At 69.8% G+C, this 19,112-nt stretch carries 14 protein-coding genes; 6 read left to right on the forward strand and 8 right to left on the reverse strand.

Annotation, left to right across the window (positions count from 1 at the left end):
- Nucleotides 1-68: 68 nt before the first annotated feature.
- Nucleotides 69-1,526 carry a glycosyltransferase family 2 protein gene (locus tag DEJ31_RS09510; protein WP_110903105.1) on the reverse strand — a complete coding sequence of 486 codons (1,458 nt, stop codon included), beginning with the start codon at nt 1,524-1,526 and terminating at the stop codon, nt 69-71.
- Complete coding sequence (locus DEJ31_RS09515; protein ID WP_111121742.1) at nt 1,523-2,893, reverse strand: glycosyltransferase family 4 protein; 1,371 nt, start codon at nt 2,891-2,893, stop codon at nt 1,523-1,525. The genes DEJ31_RS09510 and DEJ31_RS09515 overlap by 4 nt, the downstream gene beginning before the upstream one ends.
- Before the next feature lie 176 nt (nt 2,894-3,069).
- On the opposite strand from DEJ31_RS09515, the gene DEJ31_RS09520 reads away from it, so the two are divergent.
- Genes DEJ31_RS09520 through DEJ31_RS09530 form a run of 3 tightly spaced genes read left to right on the forward strand, consistent with a single transcriptional unit; the run spans nt 3,070 to nt 7,317 of the window.
- Entirely contained in the window at nt 3,070-3,891 is an 822-nt protein-coding gene (locus DEJ31_RS09520) for an ABC transporter permease (protein ID WP_110903107.1), read from the forward strand.
- Entirely contained in the window at nt 3,888-4,616 is a 729-nt protein-coding gene (locus DEJ31_RS09525) for an ABC transporter ATP-binding protein (protein WP_110903108.1), read from the forward strand. Before DEJ31_RS09520 ends, DEJ31_RS09525 begins: the two co-directional genes overlap by 4 nt.
- Before the next feature lie 55 nt (nt 4,617-4,671).
- The gene (locus DEJ31_RS09530; protein ID WP_110903109.1) at nt 4,672-7,317 is read left to right on the forward strand and encodes a CDP-glycerol glycerophosphotransferase family protein; all 2,646 of its coding nucleotides are present in this window, start codon (nt 4,672-4,674) and stop codon (nt 7,315-7,317) included.
- A gap of 75 nt (nt 7,318-7,392) precedes the next feature.
- Here DEJ31_RS09530 and DEJ31_RS09535 read toward each other — a convergent pair whose 3' ends face one another.
- Nucleotides 7,393-8,502 carry an acyltransferase gene (locus tag DEJ31_RS09535; protein ID WP_111121743.1) on the reverse strand — a complete coding sequence of 370 codons (1,110 nt, stop codon included), beginning with the start codon at nt 8,500-8,502 and terminating at the stop codon, nt 7,393-7,395.
- A gap of 114 nt (nt 8,503-8,616) precedes the next feature.
- Here DEJ31_RS09535 and DEJ31_RS09540 point away from each other — a divergent pair, with 114 nt between their 5' ends.
- Together DEJ31_RS09540 and DEJ31_RS09545 are read left to right on the forward strand one after the other, a co-directional pair.
- Nucleotides 8,617-10,278: a glycosyltransferase family 2 protein gene (locus tag DEJ31_RS09540; RefSeq protein WP_181421518.1), complete on the forward strand. Its 1,662-nt coding sequence runs from the start codon at nt 8,617-8,619 to the stop codon at nt 10,276-10,278.
- Nucleotides 10,279-10,464: 186 nt separating this feature from the next.
- Nucleotides 10,465-11,004: an SGNH/GDSL hydrolase family protein gene (locus tag DEJ31_RS09545; protein ID WP_258366252.1), complete on the forward strand. Its 540-nt coding sequence runs from the start codon at nt 10,465-10,467 to the stop codon at nt 11,002-11,004.
- On the opposite strand, the gene DEJ31_RS09550 is transcribed toward DEJ31_RS09545, so the two are convergent.
- From DEJ31_RS09550 to DEJ31_RS09565, 5 genes are all read right to left on the reverse strand, one after another.
- Nucleotides 10,990-12,060 carry a glycosyltransferase gene (locus DEJ31_RS09550; protein WP_111121744.1) on the reverse strand — a complete coding sequence of 357 codons (1,071 nt, stop codon included), beginning with the start codon at nt 12,058-12,060 and terminating at the stop codon, nt 10,990-10,992. The two genes, DEJ31_RS09545 and DEJ31_RS09550, sit on opposite strands and share 15 nt — an antisense overlap.
- A 22-nt stretch (nt 12,061-12,082) precedes the next feature.
- Nucleotides 12,083-12,238: a hypothetical protein gene (locus DEJ31_RS17190; protein WP_181421520.1), complete on the reverse strand. Its 156-nt coding sequence runs from the start codon at nt 12,236-12,238 to the stop codon at nt 12,083-12,085.
- 78 nt (nt 12,239-12,316) lie between these two features.
- The gene (locus tag DEJ31_RS09555; protein WP_111121745.1) at nt 12,317-14,890 is read right to left on the reverse strand and encodes a glycosyltransferase family 2 protein; all 2,574 of its coding nucleotides are present in this window, start codon (nt 14,888-14,890) and stop codon (nt 12,317-12,319) included.
- On the reverse strand, nt 14,890-16,329 hold the full coding sequence (locus DEJ31_RS09560) for a glycosyltransferase family 2 protein (RefSeq protein ID WP_111121746.1): 1,440 nt from the start codon (nt 16,327-16,329) through the stop codon (nt 14,890-14,892). The genes DEJ31_RS09555 and DEJ31_RS09560 overlap by 1 nt, the downstream gene beginning before the upstream one ends.
- Nucleotides 16,326-17,723: a hypothetical protein gene (locus DEJ31_RS09565; RefSeq protein WP_111121747.1), complete on the reverse strand. Its 1,398-nt coding sequence runs from the start codon at nt 17,721-17,723 to the stop codon at nt 16,326-16,328. Before DEJ31_RS09565 ends, DEJ31_RS09560 begins: the two co-directional genes overlap by 4 nt.
- An 80-nt stretch (nt 17,724-17,803) precedes the next feature.
- On the opposite strand from DEJ31_RS09565, the gene hisD reads away from it, so the two are divergent.
- Nucleotides 17,804-19,111, forward strand: a complete 1,308-nt coding sequence (gene hisD / locus DEJ31_RS09570) for a histidinol dehydrogenase (RefSeq protein ID WP_111121748.1) — start codon at nt 17,804-17,806, stop codon at nt 19,109-19,111.
- Nucleotide 19,112 lies beyond the last annotated feature (1 nt).

Here is a 19,112-nt window from a genome sequence, read left to right on the forward strand (position 1 = left end):
GCCTCCCGTCACGTCGTGGCGTGCCTCCGGGGGGTCTCCGCGTCAGGTGCCGCGGTGGGGAGCCTGCCTCAGGCTCCCCGCCGGCCGGTGACGGCGCGGAGACGCGCCACGATCCGTGGGTTGCGTGCGCCGAGGGAGAGCGCCGTGAGGCGGCGGAACGACACCGTGGAACGGTGCACCAGCAAGCCCGTGGCCTCCGCGATGTCGGTCACCGCCTGCCAGCGCGCGCGCAGGGCGGAAGGGTCGATCTCGGTCTCGGCGACCACCTCGACGAGACGCACCAGGTCCGCGGCACCGGTCCAGGCGGTGCTGCGGTTCTCGTAGCGGCGCAGCAGCCGGTCGAGGGCCGAGGCACGGTGGTTCTCGACCGCGTGCGCCCACCGGGCGTCCTGGGCCACCGGGTCGACGAGGAGCCACCGTGGCGCATTCGCGTTCAGCGCTGAGAGCTGAGCGAACGTCGTCAGCGCGCCGAGGGCCACGGCGATGTCGAACACCTGGCGGGGTCGACCGCCGACCGCGATCGCCACGCCGGGGAGTTCCTGACGTGCTCGCCGGATCTGCTTCGACGACACGACCACGGTGACGACCACGTGGTCGGGGGCGGCGGCGAGCACCGCGCGGACGCGTGCGAGCACCTCGTCGGAGAGGTCCAGGGGGACGTGCAGCGCGACGCGGACGACGTCGTCGTCGGGCAGGAACGTGTCGGCGAAGACGTCCACGGCGTCACGGTACCGCGCCAGGAACAGTGCGAGGGCGCCGGCGTAGAACGGGTACCGCTCGAGCAGGATCCGCTCGTGTTCGAGTCGGAGCGACGGTCCTCGGTCGCCGCTGAAGCTCGTCGACCCGGCGTGCAGGACGAGTGCTCGGTTGGCGAGCACCGCGGTGAAGCCGTGCTCGTTGATGCGGAGACAGAAGTCGTTCTCCTCGCCGTAGCCGGGGGAGAACACCTCGTCGAAGAGCCCGAACCGGTCGACCATCTCCCGACGGATGAGGAAGCAGAACCCCATCGCCACGGGGGCGACGGTGAAGCGGGGCAGGAGGTACTTCGTCCGGCCGTGGAGCTCGCGGGTCCGCCGTGGAGCGATCGTCGACCGGGGGTTGCGGCGGGCGAACGGGTAGGACGCGATCGTCGCGTTGTCGCTCCGAGCGCAGACGACGCCGATCGTGTCGTCCGAGCCGAGGACGGCGGTCATCTCGTCGAGGAAGCCGGGCATCGGCACGGTGTCACTGTTGAGGAGCAGCACGTCGTTGCCGGTCCGGTCGAGTTCCAGGACGGCGCGGTTGCAGTTCCCGACGAAGCCCAGGTTCGCTTCGTTCCGGACGTACTCGAAGCCGGGGTGGTCGCCGACGAGCTCCAGCAGGCGTCGTTCGACGGCGTCGACGTTCGGTCCGACGTCGTTCGCGAGCAGCACACGGTCGCGCTCGAAGTCGACCGTGTCGAGCAGGGCCTCGATGCAGCGTTCGAGGCCGGGCAGGTCGTCGTAGACCGGGACGACGATCGTCACCGGTCGGCGGTGCTCGCTCATCGGCCGGTCACCCTGCGCACCACCGCGGCCGGTCGGGACAGCAGTCGACCGACGGCGCCGGAGCGGCTCCGGAGGCGGGAGGCCAGCAGGCCAGCGGCAGCACGGGCGCTCGTCGCGCCGAGGGACGAGTACGCAGCGGGCAACTCGAACCAGTAGCGGGCCACCTGGGGGAGCCGGTAGCCCTCCGTGCCCACCAGGGCGGTGAGCCGGGCGATCGCGGCGGCGTTGTCGTGTCCGGAGCCCGTGACGGCGGCGAGCCGGTCCGGGGCAGCCGCACCGTGCCTCCTGGCCGTGGCGGGGTCCGACGCGTAGCCGGCCAGTGCCGCGGCCAGCCCGGCGGTGTCGTCAGCATCGAACAGGGCGCCGGTGACGCCGGGGTCGACGAGCTCGGCGCTCCCGCCCTCCCGTGTCGCGATCACGGGCTTGCCGAGGGCCATGTACTCGGCCGTGGTCCGACCGAAGGCCTCGATCGTCGACGCCGTCACGCACACGTCAGCTGCGTCGATGTAGGGGGCCGGCGCGTTCTGCTCGCCGGTGAAGACGACGTGGTCGGCGACACCGAGTTCGCGCGCGCGTGCCGTCAGTCGCTGGTCCTCGCCGGGCTGCTTCCAGCTGCCGACGAAGCAGACGCTCGCGGTGACGTCGCGGTCACGGAGCAGGCCGAGCGCCTCGATCACCCGGTGCTGGCCCTTCGATGGCTCCACGCGGCCGACGACGACGATGCGGAGGCCCGGGTCGGCCTGGGGGAACGGCTGCACGGACGGCTCGGCAGCGCGCGTGGCGTCGAGCCGGGCGACGTCGACCGACGGGTACGCGATCGAGATCTCCTCTGCGGGCATGTAGCGGGCCAGGTGGTCACGCATGGCGCCGGAGTTCGTCACGACCGCGCCGGCGAGCAGGCCGATGTCGCCGAGGGTCGCGGCCCGTCCGGTCTGGAAGTGCAGACCGTGGTCGAGGTCGCCGTACTCGCGGACGAACCAGGCCTGGGGGATCCCGAGCACGGCGGCGGCGAAGGAGGCCCACGGCGCGACCAGGGTGTTGGTGACGACCAGGTCCGGTCGCTGACGCTCGTAGTGGCGGATGATCGCGCTCACCGCCGCGTAGTCGACGGTCGCGAACGCGGCACGTTCGGCCGCGGGGGCCGGTTGCGGGCTCGGCACGGCCCACCCGCGGTACCGGAAGGCGTCGTACTGCCAGCCGCGTTCGTCGAGCGCCTCGATGAACTTGCCGCGGGGTGCCTTCGTGACGAAGTGCGGGGTGAAGTCGGCGTCGGTCGCCGCCCAGTCCTCGACGAAACGGAGGAGGGACCGCTCTGCGCCGCCGAGGTTCACGGGCGCGGTGGAGTGGTTGGCGAAGCTGACGAGCACCTGTCGACACTACTGGATTCACCGACAGTTCTTCAGGAATCCATCAGATCGCCGTTCCGTCGGCATTGCGATCCGTGCCCGATCGGGTCTGTCTGCGGCACTGTGCGAGAATGTCTCGTCCCCGAACCTGCACCAGGAGCGCTCCGCTGCGCCCCGGAGGAGTCAGCAACCGAAGCATGACGTACTTCAACGACCTGATGGCGTCGCGCGAACTGCTGGCCAACCTCACCGCACGCGAGGTCAAGGGCAAGTACCGGCGCACCGTCTTCGGGCAGCTGTGGTCATTGATCAACCCGCTCGCGACGATGCTGATCTACACGATCGTGTACTCGTTCATCTTCCGGGCACGGCTCGAGGTCGGGGACCCGAGCGGTCTGCAGATCTACCCGCTCTGGCTCATGTGCGGACTGCTCCCGTGGATCTTCGCCCGGAACGTGATCAACGCCGGGATGACGTCGATCGTCGCGAACGGCTCGCTCATCAAGAAGGTCTACTTCCCGCGGATGACGCTGCCGCTCGCAGCCGTCGGTTCATTCGGGTTCACGTGGCTCGTCGAGATGGGCGTCCTGCTCATCGCACTGGCGGTCTTCGGATCGAAGTGGTTCGTGTTCCTGCCCGTCATCGCCCTGACCATGGTCTTCCTCGCCATGTTCTCCGCCGGGATCGGACTCATCCTCTCGATCGTCAACGTCCACTTCCGCGACATGCAGCACCTGGTGGGCATCGGCCTGCAGATGTGGATGTACCTGTCGCCGATCATCTACCCCCTGTCGCTCGTCCAGAACGCTGCGGACAAGGCCGGGCACCCGTGGATCATCACGGTCTACAAGCTCAACCCGATCGAGCGGTTCTCCGAGGTCTTCCGCAACCTCATGTACGACAACCGACTGCCGGAATGGGGCGACCTGGTCGCGTGCGCACTCGCCGGGTGCGTCTCGCTCGCGATCGGCTACGTCGTCTTCTCCCGCAACGAGAAGAAGTTGGCCGAACTCCTGTGAACGATGCTGCTGTCACCGTCGAGAACGTCTCCAAGCGCTTCCGGATGTACCACGAGCGGAACGACTCGCTGAAGAGCATGGTCATGCGTGGCAAGAAGTCCGTGCACGAGGACTTCTGGGCACTCAAGGACGTCTCGTTCGAAGTGCCGCAGGGCACGACCTTCGGCCTCATCGGCAAGAACGGGTCCGGCAAGTCGACCCTGCTGAAGTGCCTGGCGAAGATCCTGTGGCCGGAGGAGGGCTCGATCACCGCCCGCGGCAAGCAGGCGTCGCTGCTCGAGGTCGGCTCCGGCTTCCACCCGGAGCTCTCCGGCCGTGAGAACGTCTTCCTCAACGGTTCGATCCTCGGGATGAGCCGGAAGGAAGTGACGCGGAAGTTCGACGAGATCGTGTCCTTCTCGGGCGTCGGCCACTTCATCGACCAGCCGGTGAAGAACTACTCCTCGGGCATGTACGTCCGACTCGGGTTCTCCGTCGCCGTCGCCGTCACGCCGGACGTCCTGGTCGTCGACGAGGTCCTGGCGGTCGGGGACGCGACGTTCCAGAAGCGGTGCCGCACGAAGTTCAAGGAGATGAAGGCAGAGGGCCGCACGGTCATCCTCGTCTCCCACTCGATGGCGACCGTGAAGGACATGTGCGACGAGGTCGCCTGGCTGAACGAGGGCGAGCTCCAGCAGATCGGCAAGACGGAGGACGTCGTGGCCGCTTACAACGAAACTGTCTGACCCGATCCACGAGATCGGCGGCGTGCCACCACGCCCGACCAATGGAGGTACCTCGATGTCCGCAGGGCAGAGCGAGAATCATGAGTTCCTGATCAGCGCGGTCGTCGCGGTGTACAACGTCGAGCGGTACCTGCCGGCGTTCCTCCGTTCTCTCGAGACCCAGACGTTCGGCGTCGAGAACGTCCAGCTGATCCTGGTCGACGACGGCTCGACCGACAACGGCCTCGCGGTGCTGCATGAGTGGGCCGCCAGCCGTCCTGGCCACGTCGAGGTACTCACGCAGCCGAACGCCTGGGTCGCCGAGGCCCGGAACACTGGTCTGGAGCGGGTCCGCGGCGAATGGGTGACGTTCACCGATCCGGACGACGTCCTGGAGCCGGACTACTTCAGCGAGGTCGCGAAGTTCATCGGCCTCTACGGCGATGCTCAGCGGGAGGACCCCGTGAACCTGCTCGCTGCTCACCAGATGCGGTTGATGGAGGATGGTGAGATCCGGGACAACCATCCCCAGCGGCGCAAGTTCGGCCTCGGGTCTCGGATCGTCAACCTCCACGCCGATCCGATCATCCAGCTCAGCGTGAACAGCTCGTTCATGCGGACGGAGTTCGTCCGCGAACACGGCCTTCGGTTCGACGACCGGGTGCGCCCGAACTTCGAGGACGGTCACTTCATCGCGAAGTACATGTTGGCCACCAAGAGCAACCACATGGGACTCATGGCGTCCGCGAAGTACCTCTACCGAGTGAGGGGCGACGGGACGTCCCTCATCGAGAAGAGCTTCCGTCTGCGCGAGAAGTACACGAACGTCCTCGAGTACGGCTACCTGGACGCGCTCGAAACAGCTCAAGCACAGCTCGGTTCCATCCCACGGTGGCTGCAGAACACCGTGCTGTACGACTTGTTCTGGTACTACAAGGAACAACTCGCCGTGCAATCGCTCTCGGCGAGCGCGCCAGTGGAAGTGCTCCCGCGGTTCCATGAACTCGCACAGCGCATCCGCTCCCTGCTCGATGACGACGCCATCCGCAGTTTCGACCTCATGTGGGTCGACTTCCCCGTCCGCGAGGCGTTCCGCCGAGGCTACGAGCCCGCTCCGATCCGACACGACTACGTCCGCTTGTCCGGGGTCGACGAAGGTCGACAGCTGGTCAAGATCTCGTACTGGTTCTCCGGGAATCTGCCGACGGAACACTTCGAAGTGGACGGAGTCGAGGCAAGTGCGCAGCATGAGACTGTGCGCGACTACGAGTTCTACGGTCGTGTGCTCATCCGGGAGCGTCACATCTGGCTCGCTCGGGGACTCCGGACCAAGATCATCCTCGACGGAGTCATGATGCGCGTCGCGCGCGGCGACGACCTCGGGCATCCCGAGGGGTTGTCGAATCGCCAGATCAACCCGCTCATCATGCGCCAGCGGAGGCATGTGAGCGCGCGGTACGCTCCTGACGAAGACGGGCTCCTCGCTCATGCGAAGGGTCGAGCCCGCGCCAGCCTGCGTCGTGCCCGGGTCGCCGTCGGCAAGACGAACCTGTACGACGAGGCGCTCGAGTTCGCCCTTCGGAGCCGATCGACTCGGAGGAAGTACCTCCACGCCTGGGCGTTCATGGACCGCGACACGGACGCGAACGACAACGCGGAGCACCTGTACCGATGGGTGCGTGAGAACCGGCCGGAGATCAACGCGTGGTTCGTCCTCAAGAGGGACTCGAACGACTGGGACCGCCTGGAACGGGAGGGGTTCCGGCTCGTCGCGCACGGCACGTGGGAGTGGAAGCTCCTGATGTTGCACGCCGATCACCTGGCGTCGTCTCATGCCGACGTCTACGTGACGCAGCCGCTTCCGCAGCGCCGGTACGGACGTTCACGCTTCAAGTACACCTTCCTGCAGCACGGCGTCATCCACAACGACCTCTCTCGGTGGCTGAGCTGGAAGCAGATCGACGTACTCGTCACGACGACCCCGGCGGAGTACCGGGCGATCGCCGGACCGGGGCCTTACTCGTTCTCATCCCACGAGGTCGCACTGACCGGACTCCCTCGGCACGACAGCTTGCTCGCGAAACGGCGGGCGGTGGGGGCGGCGGACCGGGACATCATCCTGGTGATGCCGACTTGGCGGCAGAACCTGCTCGGGGAACGCGTGGAAGGCTCGAACGAGCGGAAGAAGCTCGCGAATTTCCGGAACAGTGAGTACGCAGAGCAGTACCGGGCGCTCCTCGGATCTCCTCGGCTCGAGGCACTCGCCCGCGAGTCCGGGAAGACCCTCGCGTTCATGCCGCACCCCAACATGCGCGTGTACCTCGCCGAGTTCGATCTGCCCGATCATGTCCGTCTCCTCGACTTCTCCAAGGACGGGGTGCAGGACGTCCTGGCCCGGACGGCGGCGTTCGTCACGGATTACTCGTCACTCGCTTTCGACGCCGCTTTCCTGGACATCCCACTCGCGTACTTCCAGTTCGACAAGGAGGCGTTCTTCGACGGGCAGCACGTCGGACGCCCGGGGTACTTCGATTACGACGCTCACGGCTTCGGACCTGTCGTCCGAGGCGTGGACGATGTCATCGATGCCCTCACCCACCTCAGCAACGAGGCGTACGAGTCGCCCGTCGAGTACCGCCAGCGCACGGCTGAGACGTTCACGACACGTGACGGGCGCTCCAGCGAGCGCGTCGTCGACGCGATGCGTGCGCTCGGCGACTGAAACGTCGAGTCATCGGACGGGTGCTCGCCTGACCCGCCCGTCGATCGCAGTCGGCGAGCGGGACGGACGCCATCCTCAGGCCGCTCGTCGTGAGCGCCGTCGTGTGGCGCCGGCCAGGGCACCGAGGTCTCCTTCGAGTCGACGCCGTAGGGCCCGGCCCACCGGTCGCTCGACGTAGCGGCTCACGACGTATGCCACTCCGCAGAGGAGAACGGTGGTGACCCCCGTGGCTGCCCACCTTCCCTCGACTGGCTCCATCGCGTGGATCATCAGGACCCCGATGTTCTGGTGCAGGAGGTAGAGCGGGTACGTCAGCGCGCCGAGCGTGGTGAGCCAGCGCCCGCTGACGCGACTCAGCGGAGTGAGTGTGACCAGAACCACCACGCCCACGCAAGCCAACCCCATGACGGTCTCGGCCGTCGAGGACATCGATGAGTCGGTGTTCCGCGCGATGCTGGCGCCGATGTTCGGTGTCGAGACCGCGACCGCGAAGGCGGTGTCGAACGCGAGCACCAGCCACGCGATCGAGTTCGACCCGTACCTGTAGATGCAGAAGACGGCCATCCCGGCTGCGAACAACGGTGCGTGTGGTGCGATCAACGTCGTGGCGAGGAGATCTGAACCGGTGAGCTGCGCAAGGGCGGCAACGACCGGCCAAGCGAGAGCGAACGCGAGGAGGACCGAGGGGGCGGGCTTGAAGAGCAGGAGTACGCCGACGATGACGTAGAAGTGCAGCTCGATCCACAGGGTCCAGTACACGGGATCGACGTCCCCGACGCCGAAAGCCGGGTGCAGCATCGTCAGGTTGACGAGGACTTGCCGCAGGTCGACCGGGTGCCCGGGCGCCGCAACAGCCACGACGACGGCCGTCGAGAGCACGCCGAGCCAGTAAGCGGGGTAGAGCCGACTGATCCGGGAAGCGACGAATGCACCAGCGCTTCGTCCGAGTCCACTCATCAGGATCACGAACCCACTGATCACGAAGAAGAGGTCGACTCCGAAGGCTCCGTACTTGGCGAAGCGGAAGACCTCCGGGCCGACGCTGCTGACGGGCGCACCGAGGCCCGGTTCAGGGAAGGCCAGGTAGTGGTAGGCGACCACCGCGAGAGCCGCGGCGAAGCGGAGCCCGTCCAACAGGGAGAACCGCTCCACTCGAGACGGAGTGGCGGCTTGGAGTTCGACCATCGACGAGTTGCGCCTTTGCTGCAGAGTTCGGACGAGTGCGCGGTGCTCGGCAGACCCAAGACCCAGCACATCCTAAGGTTGGGCGGGGTTCCACGCGAGTCATCGAGGAGTGGTGTGAACAAGAAGCTGTCGGTCGTCGTCCCCAGTCGTGACGCCGCGCCCTGGGTGGGCGAACTGCTCGAGAGCGTGCTCGCGCAAGGCATCGTCGATTGCGAGGTCCTCGTCGTTGACAACGGTTCAACTGACGGCACAGCGGAGCTGGTGACGCAGTTCGCCGCCGCCGACAGCCGCGTCCGCCTCGTGCAGTCTGATGCCACCTCTGCCGGAGCTGCGCGGAACGAAGGGATCGCTGCTGCGTCGGGCGAGTACCTGGTGTTCGCCGACTCGGACGACATCGTTCCCGATGGTGCGTACCAGGTGATGCTCGATGCGCTGGACGCGAGTGGCTCGGACATGGTGATCGGGGACCACCTGAAGTTCTCGCCAACGGCGACGTGGAGCCCGACGGCACGGTGGCAAGCGTTCGACGGCCTGCGTACTGCTGTGTTGCCTGACGACGCAACCGCGCTCCTCACCGGCCGGGCTTGCTGGAACCGCATGATCCGGCGAACGTTCTGGGACCGAGTCGGGCTGTGCTTCCCCGAGATCGCAAGCGTGGACGACATCGAACCGATGACGCGGGCATTCGTGAACGCGAGTCGTGTAGACGTCGTGCCCGATCAGGTGTACTTGTACCGGGATCGAAGCGACGGTTCGTCCATCTCCCAGAACGCGGACGCTCACGCGACGGTTCTCTACCTGGAGCAGGAACTCGCCTGTGCGCGACTCGTGGAGAATCGACCGGCGGTCAGGCAGCAACACGCCGAGATGGTGTTCGACGCGGACGGCTGGGCACATCTCGCCCGCTTCGTCGCATCTGGCCCGTCTGACGTCGACATCGCGGCGGTGGACGCCGCTTTGACGGGACTCGTCCAGGCCCTGCCGGGCACCGCCCTGGCGAAGGCAGCTCCCGCCCGGCGGCTGCTGTGGGATCTCGTCCTCTCCGGACAATGGAGCGCGGCCAGTGAGTTCGTCATCGCGGTCCAGTCCGGGGACGGACTCCGTCGCCTTGATGCCTGGCGCAGCGCGCTGTTGACGCTCCGGAACGATGCATCCCCACACACGACGCTCGGCTCGTTGGTGGAACAGGGCCTGATGTCGACTCTCGTGAACGATGCCGACGCAGTACCGCGAAATTGGCTCGAACAAGCCGTGCAAGAGCTTCGGACACTACCGTCCGCCCGCACGGAACCAGGTCTCCTATCGGCCATGGCGGACGCAGTCGCCCGAGGAGACGTCGAGACCGTCGCAGCGGTGTCAGGTCTCCGACACTTCGTGCCACTCACCGTGCGGTACGCCACGCCCACCGAGACCGGGTTGGAAGTGGGCGGCGACCTACCGGCTGATCGAGCGGTCCCACAATTCTCACTCGTGCTCCAAGCCGGTCCGGAGGAACTCTCCGTACCCGTGATGACGACATCCGGTTCGTGGCGTGCGACGATCGAGGCCGGGCGGCTGGGAAGCGGCCGCTGGACCGTCGGCGTCGGGGCCGCCGGAATCGAGGTCGAGTTCCCGGTCGTGACCGGACGCATGCCGCTTCCGCCGATCGGGGAGGCATTCCCGATACAACCGCTCGCCGACCGGAAGAACGGCTGGCGATTCCTCGTGGATCGACGCATTCCTCGTCGCCGAGGTCTCGCATCCTTACTCGCACGGGCGGGTCGCAAACTCAGGTGACGTGGCGCACTGGTCAGCTGCGTGTCCCACAATGGTCACGTGCGGCGTTTCCTGACTTTCGGCTCCGCCTTCGTCGTCCTCGTGACATTGCTCCTGGCCGGTGACGTTCTTCCGGTGTTCGACCCGCCGCAAGCCGAACCGCGGGCCGCGGACCGGGCCCGGGCTGAGCCGCTGCGAGTCGCCGTCGTGGGCGATTCACTCAGCGCTGGGCGATCGCTGTTCCTCGGGAACGGACTGGACGACGAGTCTTGGATGACGTACGCCGAAGGCGACGGGATCGAGTTCGTCGGCGGATGGGCTCGCTCGGGTGCTCTTCCCGGCCAGATGGCGTCGGCAGTGCAACCCATCGCCGGTGTCGACGTCCTCGTGATCCTGGCGGGAACGAACGCCGTGCGGACAGGGAAGACGATGGCCGAGGAAGCGACCTACTACGACCAGATTGCATCGACGATCCGGCCGGGGGCGGTGCTCGTGTCGGCGATCCCGCCGTACCGGACGCATGAGCCCGCCGCTCTCGCTTACAACACCGCCCTCCGGGCCTTCACGGAGGACCACGGTTGGATGTGGGCTGACCCGTGGCGTGGTGCCCGCGATGGTGATGACTGGGTCGAGGGATTCAGTGTGGACGGCATGCACCCCGCGGGCCCCGAACAATACGCTGTCCTCGGGGAGTCCTTCCGCCGGATCATCCTGCAGATCCGGCCGATGTTGTCAGCGCGAGGCTGAAGCAGCAGCGCAGACGTCGTCGAGCAACTCCGCGTACCGCCTTGACCGTGCGAACGGCGCCAGCCGCTGGCTGAACTCCGCAGTTCCCTCGGAACTGACACCGGGCTCACGGAGCAACGCAGCCAGCGACCCCGCCGCATCACCCGTGTCGAACCACCGGATCCACCCCTCGTCCCCGAACTCCGCCCGCAGGTGCGCCTCGTCCGGCAGCACCGCGGGGACGCCGAACGACGCCGCCAGGTGCAGGCTGCCGGAGTTGAGCACGCGCCGGTAGGGGAGCACGGCGACGTCCGCTGCGCGGAACCATCGCTGGACGTCGACGTCGTCGACGTGGTCGTGCTCGCGGACGGCGCGGAGGTCGTCGCCGAGGAGCCGGTCGATCGCGACCCGATCCTCGTCCGACGTCCGGCCGGCGAGCAACAGCACGGGACGCTGGTCGGCGGGCAGGCGTCGGACGGCGTCGACGAGCACGTCGAGGCCCTTGTAGGGGCGCATCTGCCCGAACGCCAGGACCGCGTGGTCGTCGGGGCCGAGGCCGAACGACGCGCGAGCGTCGTCTCGCGTCATGGAACTCGGGTAGACCCCCTGGTAGCTCGGGTGCGGGATGTGCACGACTCGAGCCGGGTCGAGCGAGTAGTGCGGTGCCACCGCGGCAGCGGTCGCGGCGTTCATCACGTGCACGGCGTCGGCGACCTCGGCCAGGTACCGATCCAGTTCGAGTTCGAGTTCGAGGTGTCGGGCATCGTGGGGCAGGATGTTGTGCACGGTCCAGACCAGCCTGGTGCCACGTCCGCGCGCCGCGTCGACGGCGGAGCGGAAGCGGTCGAGCCGGGCCCGTGCCGCGTCGAGGTCGTCGTCGGCACGCTGCGCGATCGGCGCGGTCCAGTGCATGTGGAAGACGTCGCCGGCGCCGAGTCGGCCGAGGTGCTGCTCGAGCACCTCCAGCCGGAGGCTCTCGAGGACGTGCCACCTCCGCGCGCGGGGCGCGAGCAGCATGAGGTTCAGGTAGGGGTTGTCGCGGTAGGCGGGGAACACCGCGAGCAGGCGATCGGACACCGCCCGATCCTACGGGCGACGGTCAGTCGAGCGTGGCGACGATGTGTTCGGCTTCGTGCAGGACCGAGCAGAACGCCAGTCCGTCGAGGCCGAGTGCATCGCGCTTGCTGATGACCGCACCGCAGACGACGCACTGGGTCGTGGAGTTCGACCGGATCACATCGGAGAGGAGCGACATGCCTCGATGATGCGCGCCCGAGGTGAACGGGAGACATCAGAGTCCTCGGAACGCGGTGAACGTCTGACAAGCCCGCGTTCAGGGGACGGATGACAGTGCCGTGACGACCGCCTCCGCGCTGGGCTCCGCCACGACGACCGCGAAGTCCCCGTCCGCCACATGCTGCCCCGCGGCGAGCCACACGGCGTTCCGGGCCCCCGGCTGCGGCACCCAGGAGGAAACGCTCCCGGCGACGAGCACGGTCACGTCGTCGAGCCCGCTGGCCCCCCGGTACCAGGACGTCGGCATGTCGACCTGCACGGCGTGTCCCGCGCTCTCGAGCGCACCGACAAGCGCGGTGACGTCCGCGGGTCGGGTCCCGTCGTGCTTCACCGCGACCCGGAGGCCCGTGGCGCCCGGTTCGCGGACGACGACCGGCCGCGACGACCGCACCGTCACGGCGTGTCCCTTCGGCAGGCCCGGCTCGACTCCGAGGTACCGGAGCCCAGCGCCCTCGTACCGGTCGGCCGCATCGGCGTCCGGGTAGCGCCCGCGCCACCGCTCGTCGAACACGCGGCGGTTCTCGATCCGCGCGTCGTCCCGCCCCGGTGTCCGGCTCTCGTGGTGGACGACGACCGAGGCCGGTTCGACGACGAACGCGGCCCCCGGCTCGGCGGTGGCGAGGGCGCGCAGACACAGGTCCACGTCCTCCAGCCCGTTCGCGTAGACGGGGTCGAAGCCGTGCCAGCGGATCAGGTCGTCGGCCCGGAAGGCCGCGGCCGCCGCGGTGATCGCCGTGAACCGCCGGGAGGCCGGGGTCCGGAACGCACGGTCCGCGTCGTACCGCGGGTGGTCGGCGAGGAAGTGCCACGGCAGGACCTTGTCGCCGCCGAAGACGGTGCCGGCGGCCTGCACGACACCGTCCGGGTAGACGAGGAGCGGTTGGACACCGAGGACCGTCGGGTCGTCGAGCGTCGCGACGAGGGGTCGGAGCCAGCCGGTTGTCACCTCGGTGTCGTTGTTGAGCATCACGACGGTCGCGCCGGTGGTGCGTGCGAGTCCGAGGTCGCTGCCGAGCGCGAAGTTGCGGTTCCGGTCCTCCCGCTGGAGCACCACCCGCGGGTCGCCGCGGAACCAGGCGTCGAGGACGGCGGAGACCGAGCGCGGTGAGCCGTTGTCGACGACCACCACCTCGACGTCGTCGCCGTCGTGGTCGGCGGCGCCGAGCACGGTGTCGACGGCCCGCCGGGTCATCGTCCAGTCGCGGAAGACCGGCATCACGACCGACACCCGGTCACGCACCCGGTCGGGGGCGGCCGCGGCGAGAGCGTCCCAGTCGATGCGGTGCCGCGCGAGCGCGACCTCCTGCCACGAGGCCGGCTGGCCCGACGAGACACGGCGGGGGTCGCGGACGTTGTCGTAGTCCACCCCGATCACCGGGACGTACTCGGGGACCGCAGCGTGTGCTGCGATGCGGAGCAGCCACTCCCAGTCGATCCACCGGCGCAGGTCCTCGTCGAAGGGGCCGACGGCGTCGGCGACGTCACGACGCACCACGAGGGCGTTGAGGTCGATGAAGTTGCCGGCGAGCAGGTCCTCGCGGGTGCCGTCCTCGCCGCGGAACGTCTCGACCGGGGCGGTGGCGTCATCGGCGTTGTTCGCCCCGGTCATCCGGAGCCCCGTGTGCACACCGGGTGCGTCGCCCTCGAGCAGGGCCGCGAGGGCGGCGCTGAGGTGCTGCGGACGCCAGGTGTTGTCGGCGTCGAGGAAGGCGATGAGCGAGCCGGTCGCGGCGGCCAGTCCGGTGTTCCGTGCCGCGGCGGCGCCGCCGTTCTCCCGTTCCAGCAGCCGGATGCGCGCATCGCCGGCGGCACGGGCGCGGACGACGTCGACGGTGTCGTCGCCCGACCCGTCGTCGACGACCAGGAGCTCCCAGGCGGTGTGCTCCTGGGCGAGGACCGAGTCGATCGCTGCGCCGACGACATCGGCCCGTCGGTACACCGGCAGCACGACGGAGACGAGCGGCTGCTCGGCGTCGCGCCGGGCGTTCCCGCGCGGGTAGCGCGCCGACAGGTCGAGCGTCTCGGGCCCGTCCCAGGACGACCGGTAGCGACGGCGCGTCCGGTGCTGGGCGGCGGCGAACTCGCGAGCGCCCTGCAACGCGGCGGCGCGTGCGGCTCCCCAGGTCGGTGCCGGGCCACGACGGCCGGGAGGCACGGGGAGCGCAGTCACGTCCGTCGCGTTCCGCAGGAAGTGCCGCAGCGCATCGAGGGTGGACGCCGGGCGGGAGGGCGCCGGCACCGAGGCGGCGTACACGCCGGCGTCGAAGAGCGGTCCGGTCTGGAAGAGCTCCGGTCCCTCCTGGTGCAGCGCGTCGTACCAGGACATCGCGGGTGCCGGCTGGTGCTCGCGCATCCACTCGTGCTCGATGAGCGGGCTGAGCGACAGACCCCGCTGCCCGTCGTTGTGGACGTAGAAGGCGGTCGCCTCCTCGTCGGTCGCGAAGGTCCGTCCCGTCTGCGCCTCGAGGTACTCCCGGTCGAGCACGCCGAACTCGGCGATGCGTCGGGCCCAGCGGTCGAGTCGGTCGGCGACGGTCAGGGGCTTCTCGGGGCCCCGCAGCTGCCGGGCGAACCGCCGTGCGACCCGGCCGATGCCCCCACGGTCGGCCATCAGCGGCGACCCGGCAGACGCGAGGCGACCTTGGCGATCGCCTGTCCGGTGCGGAACGACCGGCTGGCGCGCAGGTCGTCGAGCTCGCGGCGCAGTCGCCCGACCTCGTCGGAGGCGCTGTCCGCGACGACGTCGGCGGCGGTGACGTCGAGGGGCAGCAGGGCCGACCACCGTTCCTCGAGCGCCGCCGAACGGTCCGCGAGCGGAGCGGCGATCCGGGCGTCGAGGCCCGCCCGCGCCGCGGCGAGCCCCCCGGGAGCGACGACCTCGGCGAACCGGTCGACGACGGCCGCGACGGTGTCGGCACCGGTCCGGTGTCGCCGCGAGGACCACGGGAGCGCCGGGGGAGCGGACCGGACGACGACGAGGTGCAGCGCGCGACGGTTCGCGGCGACGACCTCGGCCGGCGTCGGGTCCACGAGCACGGCGACGGCGACGAGGTCGTCGGCCGACGGAGGGTCGGTGGTGACGGTCCACGTGGCGGGAGCCGTCGTGCCGGCGGGGAGCCGTGCCTCCAGGGCGAAACCGTCCCCGAAGGCCGCGTCGACGTCGCGGACCAGTGCCCCGGCGTCCGCGACGTGCCGCAGGTCGACCGCGAGGCGTGGCGTCGACCCGCTGGGCACGAGTGCGTCGGCGAACCGCTCCGTCGCGGTCATGCCGTGTCGCTGGTACGCGGCGACCGCCTCCGGCAGGAAGGGGTACCGCCGTTCCAATTCGCGCTGGTGCGCCGCACGGAGGGCGTTGCGGTTGCCGGAGAAGCTCTTGCCGCCCGCGTGCAGGACGAGCGCCCGGTTCGCGATCTTGGCGAGCCAGCCGTGCTCCGCGATGCGCAGGCAGTAGTCGTTCTCCTCCCCGTAGCCGGGGGCGAAGGCCTCGTCGAAGAGCCCGTGCTCCGCGACGAGCTCGCGACGGGTCAGGAAGCAGAAGCCCATCGCGACGGGCATCACCTGGGACACCGGCAGCAGCGGGGCGAGGGCACCCCAGACGGCACGCGTCCGGGCTTCGGTCCGGGCCGCGCCACGGTTCGCCAGGCGGTACGGGATGCTCGCGATCGTGGCGTTGTCACTGCGGGCCGTCACGACACCGGTGCGGTCCTCGTCGAGGACCGCGAGCATGGCGTCGAGGAACCCGGCGGTCGGCACCGCGTCGCTGTTGAGCAACAGGACGGCGTCACCGCCGGTGTCGAGCTCGGTGACGGCACGGTTGCACGTCCCGACGAAGCCCAGGTTCCGGTCGTTGCGCTCGTACCGGAACCCGGGGCGCTCGCCGATGCGGTCCAGCAGGGCGCGCTCGATGGCGTCCGCGTCCGGGCCGCAGTCGTTCACGAGGAGCACCCGGTGCACCGTGGTGTCGAGGTGCTCGAGCAGCCCGTCCACGCAGCGCAGCAGCGACTCGAGGTCGCCGTACACGGGGACGACGACGAGGGTGGTGCGGGTCATCGGTTCTCTTCCTCGGTCTCGAGTGCGGCGCCGAGGGCGTCCGTTTCCAGTGCGGCGCCGAGGGCGTCGACGGCGGCGTCCAGCGGCCCGCCGAGGGCGCCGTCGGCGAGCGGGACGAACCCGGTCGGTCCGTCGGCGGCGACCCGCCGGACGGCGTCGGCCACCGCGAGGCCGAGCGAGCGGGCGTCGGTGGGGACGGCCTGGAGGTTCGGGTGCAGCCCGGCGCGCGTGCCCCGGAACTCGTTGGTCACGACCCGTGCCCCGGAGATCGCGCCGTCGAACGGCGGGTGGCTCGGGTGCGGGCTGTGCTGCAGCGAGAGCACCACCCCGGTGGAGGCGATGAACCGGAAGTAGTCGTCCCACGGCATCGTGCCGTGCGAGACCAGCTTGACGTCACCGGCCCCCCCGTCGAGCTCGACGTCCGAGTGCTGTTCACCGGCGGAGTGGAACTCGACCCGGATGCCGTCCGGAGCCAGCTCCTGCACGGCGATCCGGAGCGCGGCCACGCCGAGGCGGAAGAGGTTGCGGTGCTTGCTCGGTCGCCCGTAGAAGAGGACGCGGACGACCCCGCCGTCCTCGGCGACCGGGCGTCGGGCGGCGGCGACCCGTTCCAGCAGCTCGACGTCCAGGTGCGGCGCGAACGTCGCGGCCGAGGCGATGTCGATGCCCTCGACGTCCGCCAGGTACCGACGCAGGGGCTCCGAGTTCACGAGCATCCGGAAGCCGGCACGGTAGGTCGACGCGGCGACGGCGTAGTCGGTGGACCATGCGCTGAAGCCCGGCTCGTAGTCCTGCACGAGGTACACGACCCGTTCGCGGGCGACGACACCCGCCGTCGCGGCGACGTCGAGCGGGTGCGCCGTCTTCCAGTGCGTGGCCAGCCAGATGTCCTGCGTCCCGAACACCGTGTCGAGCACGTCCTCGCGGCGGACGACGCGCACACCCGGGCGTCCGTCGACCCGGGTGTCGGGGAAGCGGTCGGCGACGAGGGCCTCGGCCGCTGCGACGCTGTTGCCCGGCGTCGTCCAGCGGACCATGACGACCCGGACGCGCCGGCCCAGGCGGTCCCCGAGCGCGATCGCGACGGCGAGGGCGGTCTGCACGCCGGCGAAGGCAGCCCCGTCGCGCAACTCGTCGACGACGAGCACGACCTCGGGCTCGCGGGCGGCGGTGCGGATGCCGGCCAGGGCCAGGCTCGTCTCGACCAGCCCCTCGTACGGGCGAGCCGCGCGGGGAGCGCGGTCGCGCTCGCGGCGGGCGACGCCGACGTCGATCCGCGAGGCGGTGCGTCCGAGCCGTTCCCGGACGTCGTTGCGGTAGTGCCCGTCGCGGGCGTAGCGCTCGTTCACACGGACCAGGTCGGCAACGAGCCGACGGGCCTTCTCGAAGTTCATCGACGCTCACGTTACCGGGACGGTCCCGCCGCCCGGGGATCCGGCCCGGTGATGGCCGGATCACTAGACTCGGAGCCCTCATGATGCAGCGAATCGACCTCCGTGGCGGGCTCCCCGGCCGTGCCGAACTCCTCCGACTCATGCCGCGTGCCGCAGGCGACGTCGGGCATGCGGTGGACGCCGCACGGGTGCTCGTCGACGACGTCCGCGACCGCGGTGCCGACGCGCTCCGGGAGCAGGCCGAACGCTTCGACGGGGGCGCACCCGAGCACGTCCGGGTGCCGGCCGCCGAGATCGCCGCCGCCGTCGCCGGACTCACCCCCGAGCTCCGTACCGCGCTCGACGAGGCGATCCGCCGCGTCCGCGCCGCGAGCGCCGCGCAGGTGCCGTCGCCGTCGGTGACCACCCTCGCGGACGGCGCCGAGGTCCACCAGCGCTGGCAGCCGATGCGTCGTGTCGGGCTCTACGTGCCCGGTGGCAAGGCGGTCTACCCCTCGAGCGTCGTCATGAACGTCGTGCCCGCCCAGGTCGCCGGCGTCGGGTCGATCGCGCTCGTGTCCCCGCCGCAGCGCGACCACGGCGGCGCGGTGCACCCGACGATCCTCGCTGCGGCAGGGCTCCTCGGCGTGCAGGAGGTCTACGCGATGGGCGGTGCCGGCGCGATCGGGGCGCTGGCCCACGGCGTGTCGGAGATCGGCCTCGAGCCCGTCGACCTGGTGACCGGTCCGGGCAACAACTACGTCGCGGCCGCCAAGCGCCTGGTGCGCGGCATCGTCGGCATCGACTCCGAGGCCGGCGCCTCGGAGATCCTCGTCATCGCCGACGACACCGCCGACGCCGGGAACGTCGCGGCCGACCTCATCAGCCAGGCCGAGCACGACGAACAGGCCGGCAGCGTCCTCGTCACGACGTCGGCGGCGTTCGCCGACGCGGTGGAGGCGGCGATCCCGGAACGGACGGCGGTGCTCGGGACGGCTGCGCGCCTCCAGACCGCCCTGGACGGACCGCAGTCGGCGATCGTCCTGGTCGACTCGCTGACCGACGCCGCGACCGTGAGCAACGCCTACGGGCCGGAGCACCTCGAGATCCAGACGGCGGACGACGACGCGGTGCTCGCCGACATCGACGCCGCCGGTGCGGTGTTCGTCGGACCGGACACCCCCGTCAGCCTGGGCGACTACCTCGCCGGGTCGAACCACGTCCTGCCGACCGGCGGCCAGGCGCGCTTCGGGGCCGGGCTGTCCGCGTCCACCTTCCTGCGCCCGCAGCAGGTGATCCGGTACACCGCGGCCGCCCTGGCCGAGGTCGCGCCGCACATCGTCGCGCTCTCGACCGAAGAGCAGCTGCCGGCGCACGGTGCCGCCGTGTCCGAGCGCACGAACCGCTAGC

Origin of the sequence: Curtobacterium sp. MCPF17_031 (assembly GCF_003234035.1) — a bacterium.
GTDB lineage: Bacteria > Actinomycetota > Actinomycetes > Actinomycetales > Microbacteriaceae > Curtobacterium.

Bases quoted from the DNA above. Each gene is read 5' to 3' on its own strand.
- DEJ31_RS09510 (WP_110903105.1), bottom strand. From the start codon at position 1,526: ATGAGCGAGCACCGCCGACCGGTGACGATCGTCGTCCCGGTCTACGAC.
- DEJ31_RS09520 (WP_110903107.1), top strand. From the start codon at position 3,070: ATGACGTACTTCAACGACCTGATGGCGTCGCGCGAACTGCTGGCCAAC.
- DEJ31_RS09530 (WP_110903109.1), top strand. From the start codon at position 4,672: ATGTCCGCAGGGCAGAGCGAGAATCATGAGTTCCTGATCAGCGCGGTC.
- DEJ31_RS09535 (WP_111121743.1), bottom strand. From the start codon at position 8,502: ATGGTCGAACTCCAAGCCGCCACTCCGTCTCGAGTGGAGCGGTTCTCC.
- DEJ31_RS17190 (WP_181421520.1), bottom strand. From the start codon at position 12,238: ATGTCGCTCCTCTCCGATGTGATCCGGTCGAACTCCACGACCCAGTGC.
- DEJ31_RS09555 (WP_111121745.1), bottom strand. From the start codon at position 14,890: ATGGCCGACCGTGGGGGCATCGGCCGGGTCGCACGGCGGTTCGCCCGG.
- DEJ31_RS09560 (WP_111121746.1), bottom strand. From the start codon at position 16,329: ATGACCCGCACCACCCTCGTCGTCGTCCCCGTGTACGGCGACCTCGAG.
- DEJ31_RS09565 (WP_111121747.1), bottom strand. From the start codon at position 17,723: ATGAACTTCGAGAAGGCCCGTCGGCTCGTTGCCGACCTGGTCCGTGTG.
- hisD (WP_111121748.1), top strand. From the start codon at position 17,804: ATGATGCAGCGAATCGACCTCCGTGGCGGGCTCCCCGGCCGTGCCGAA.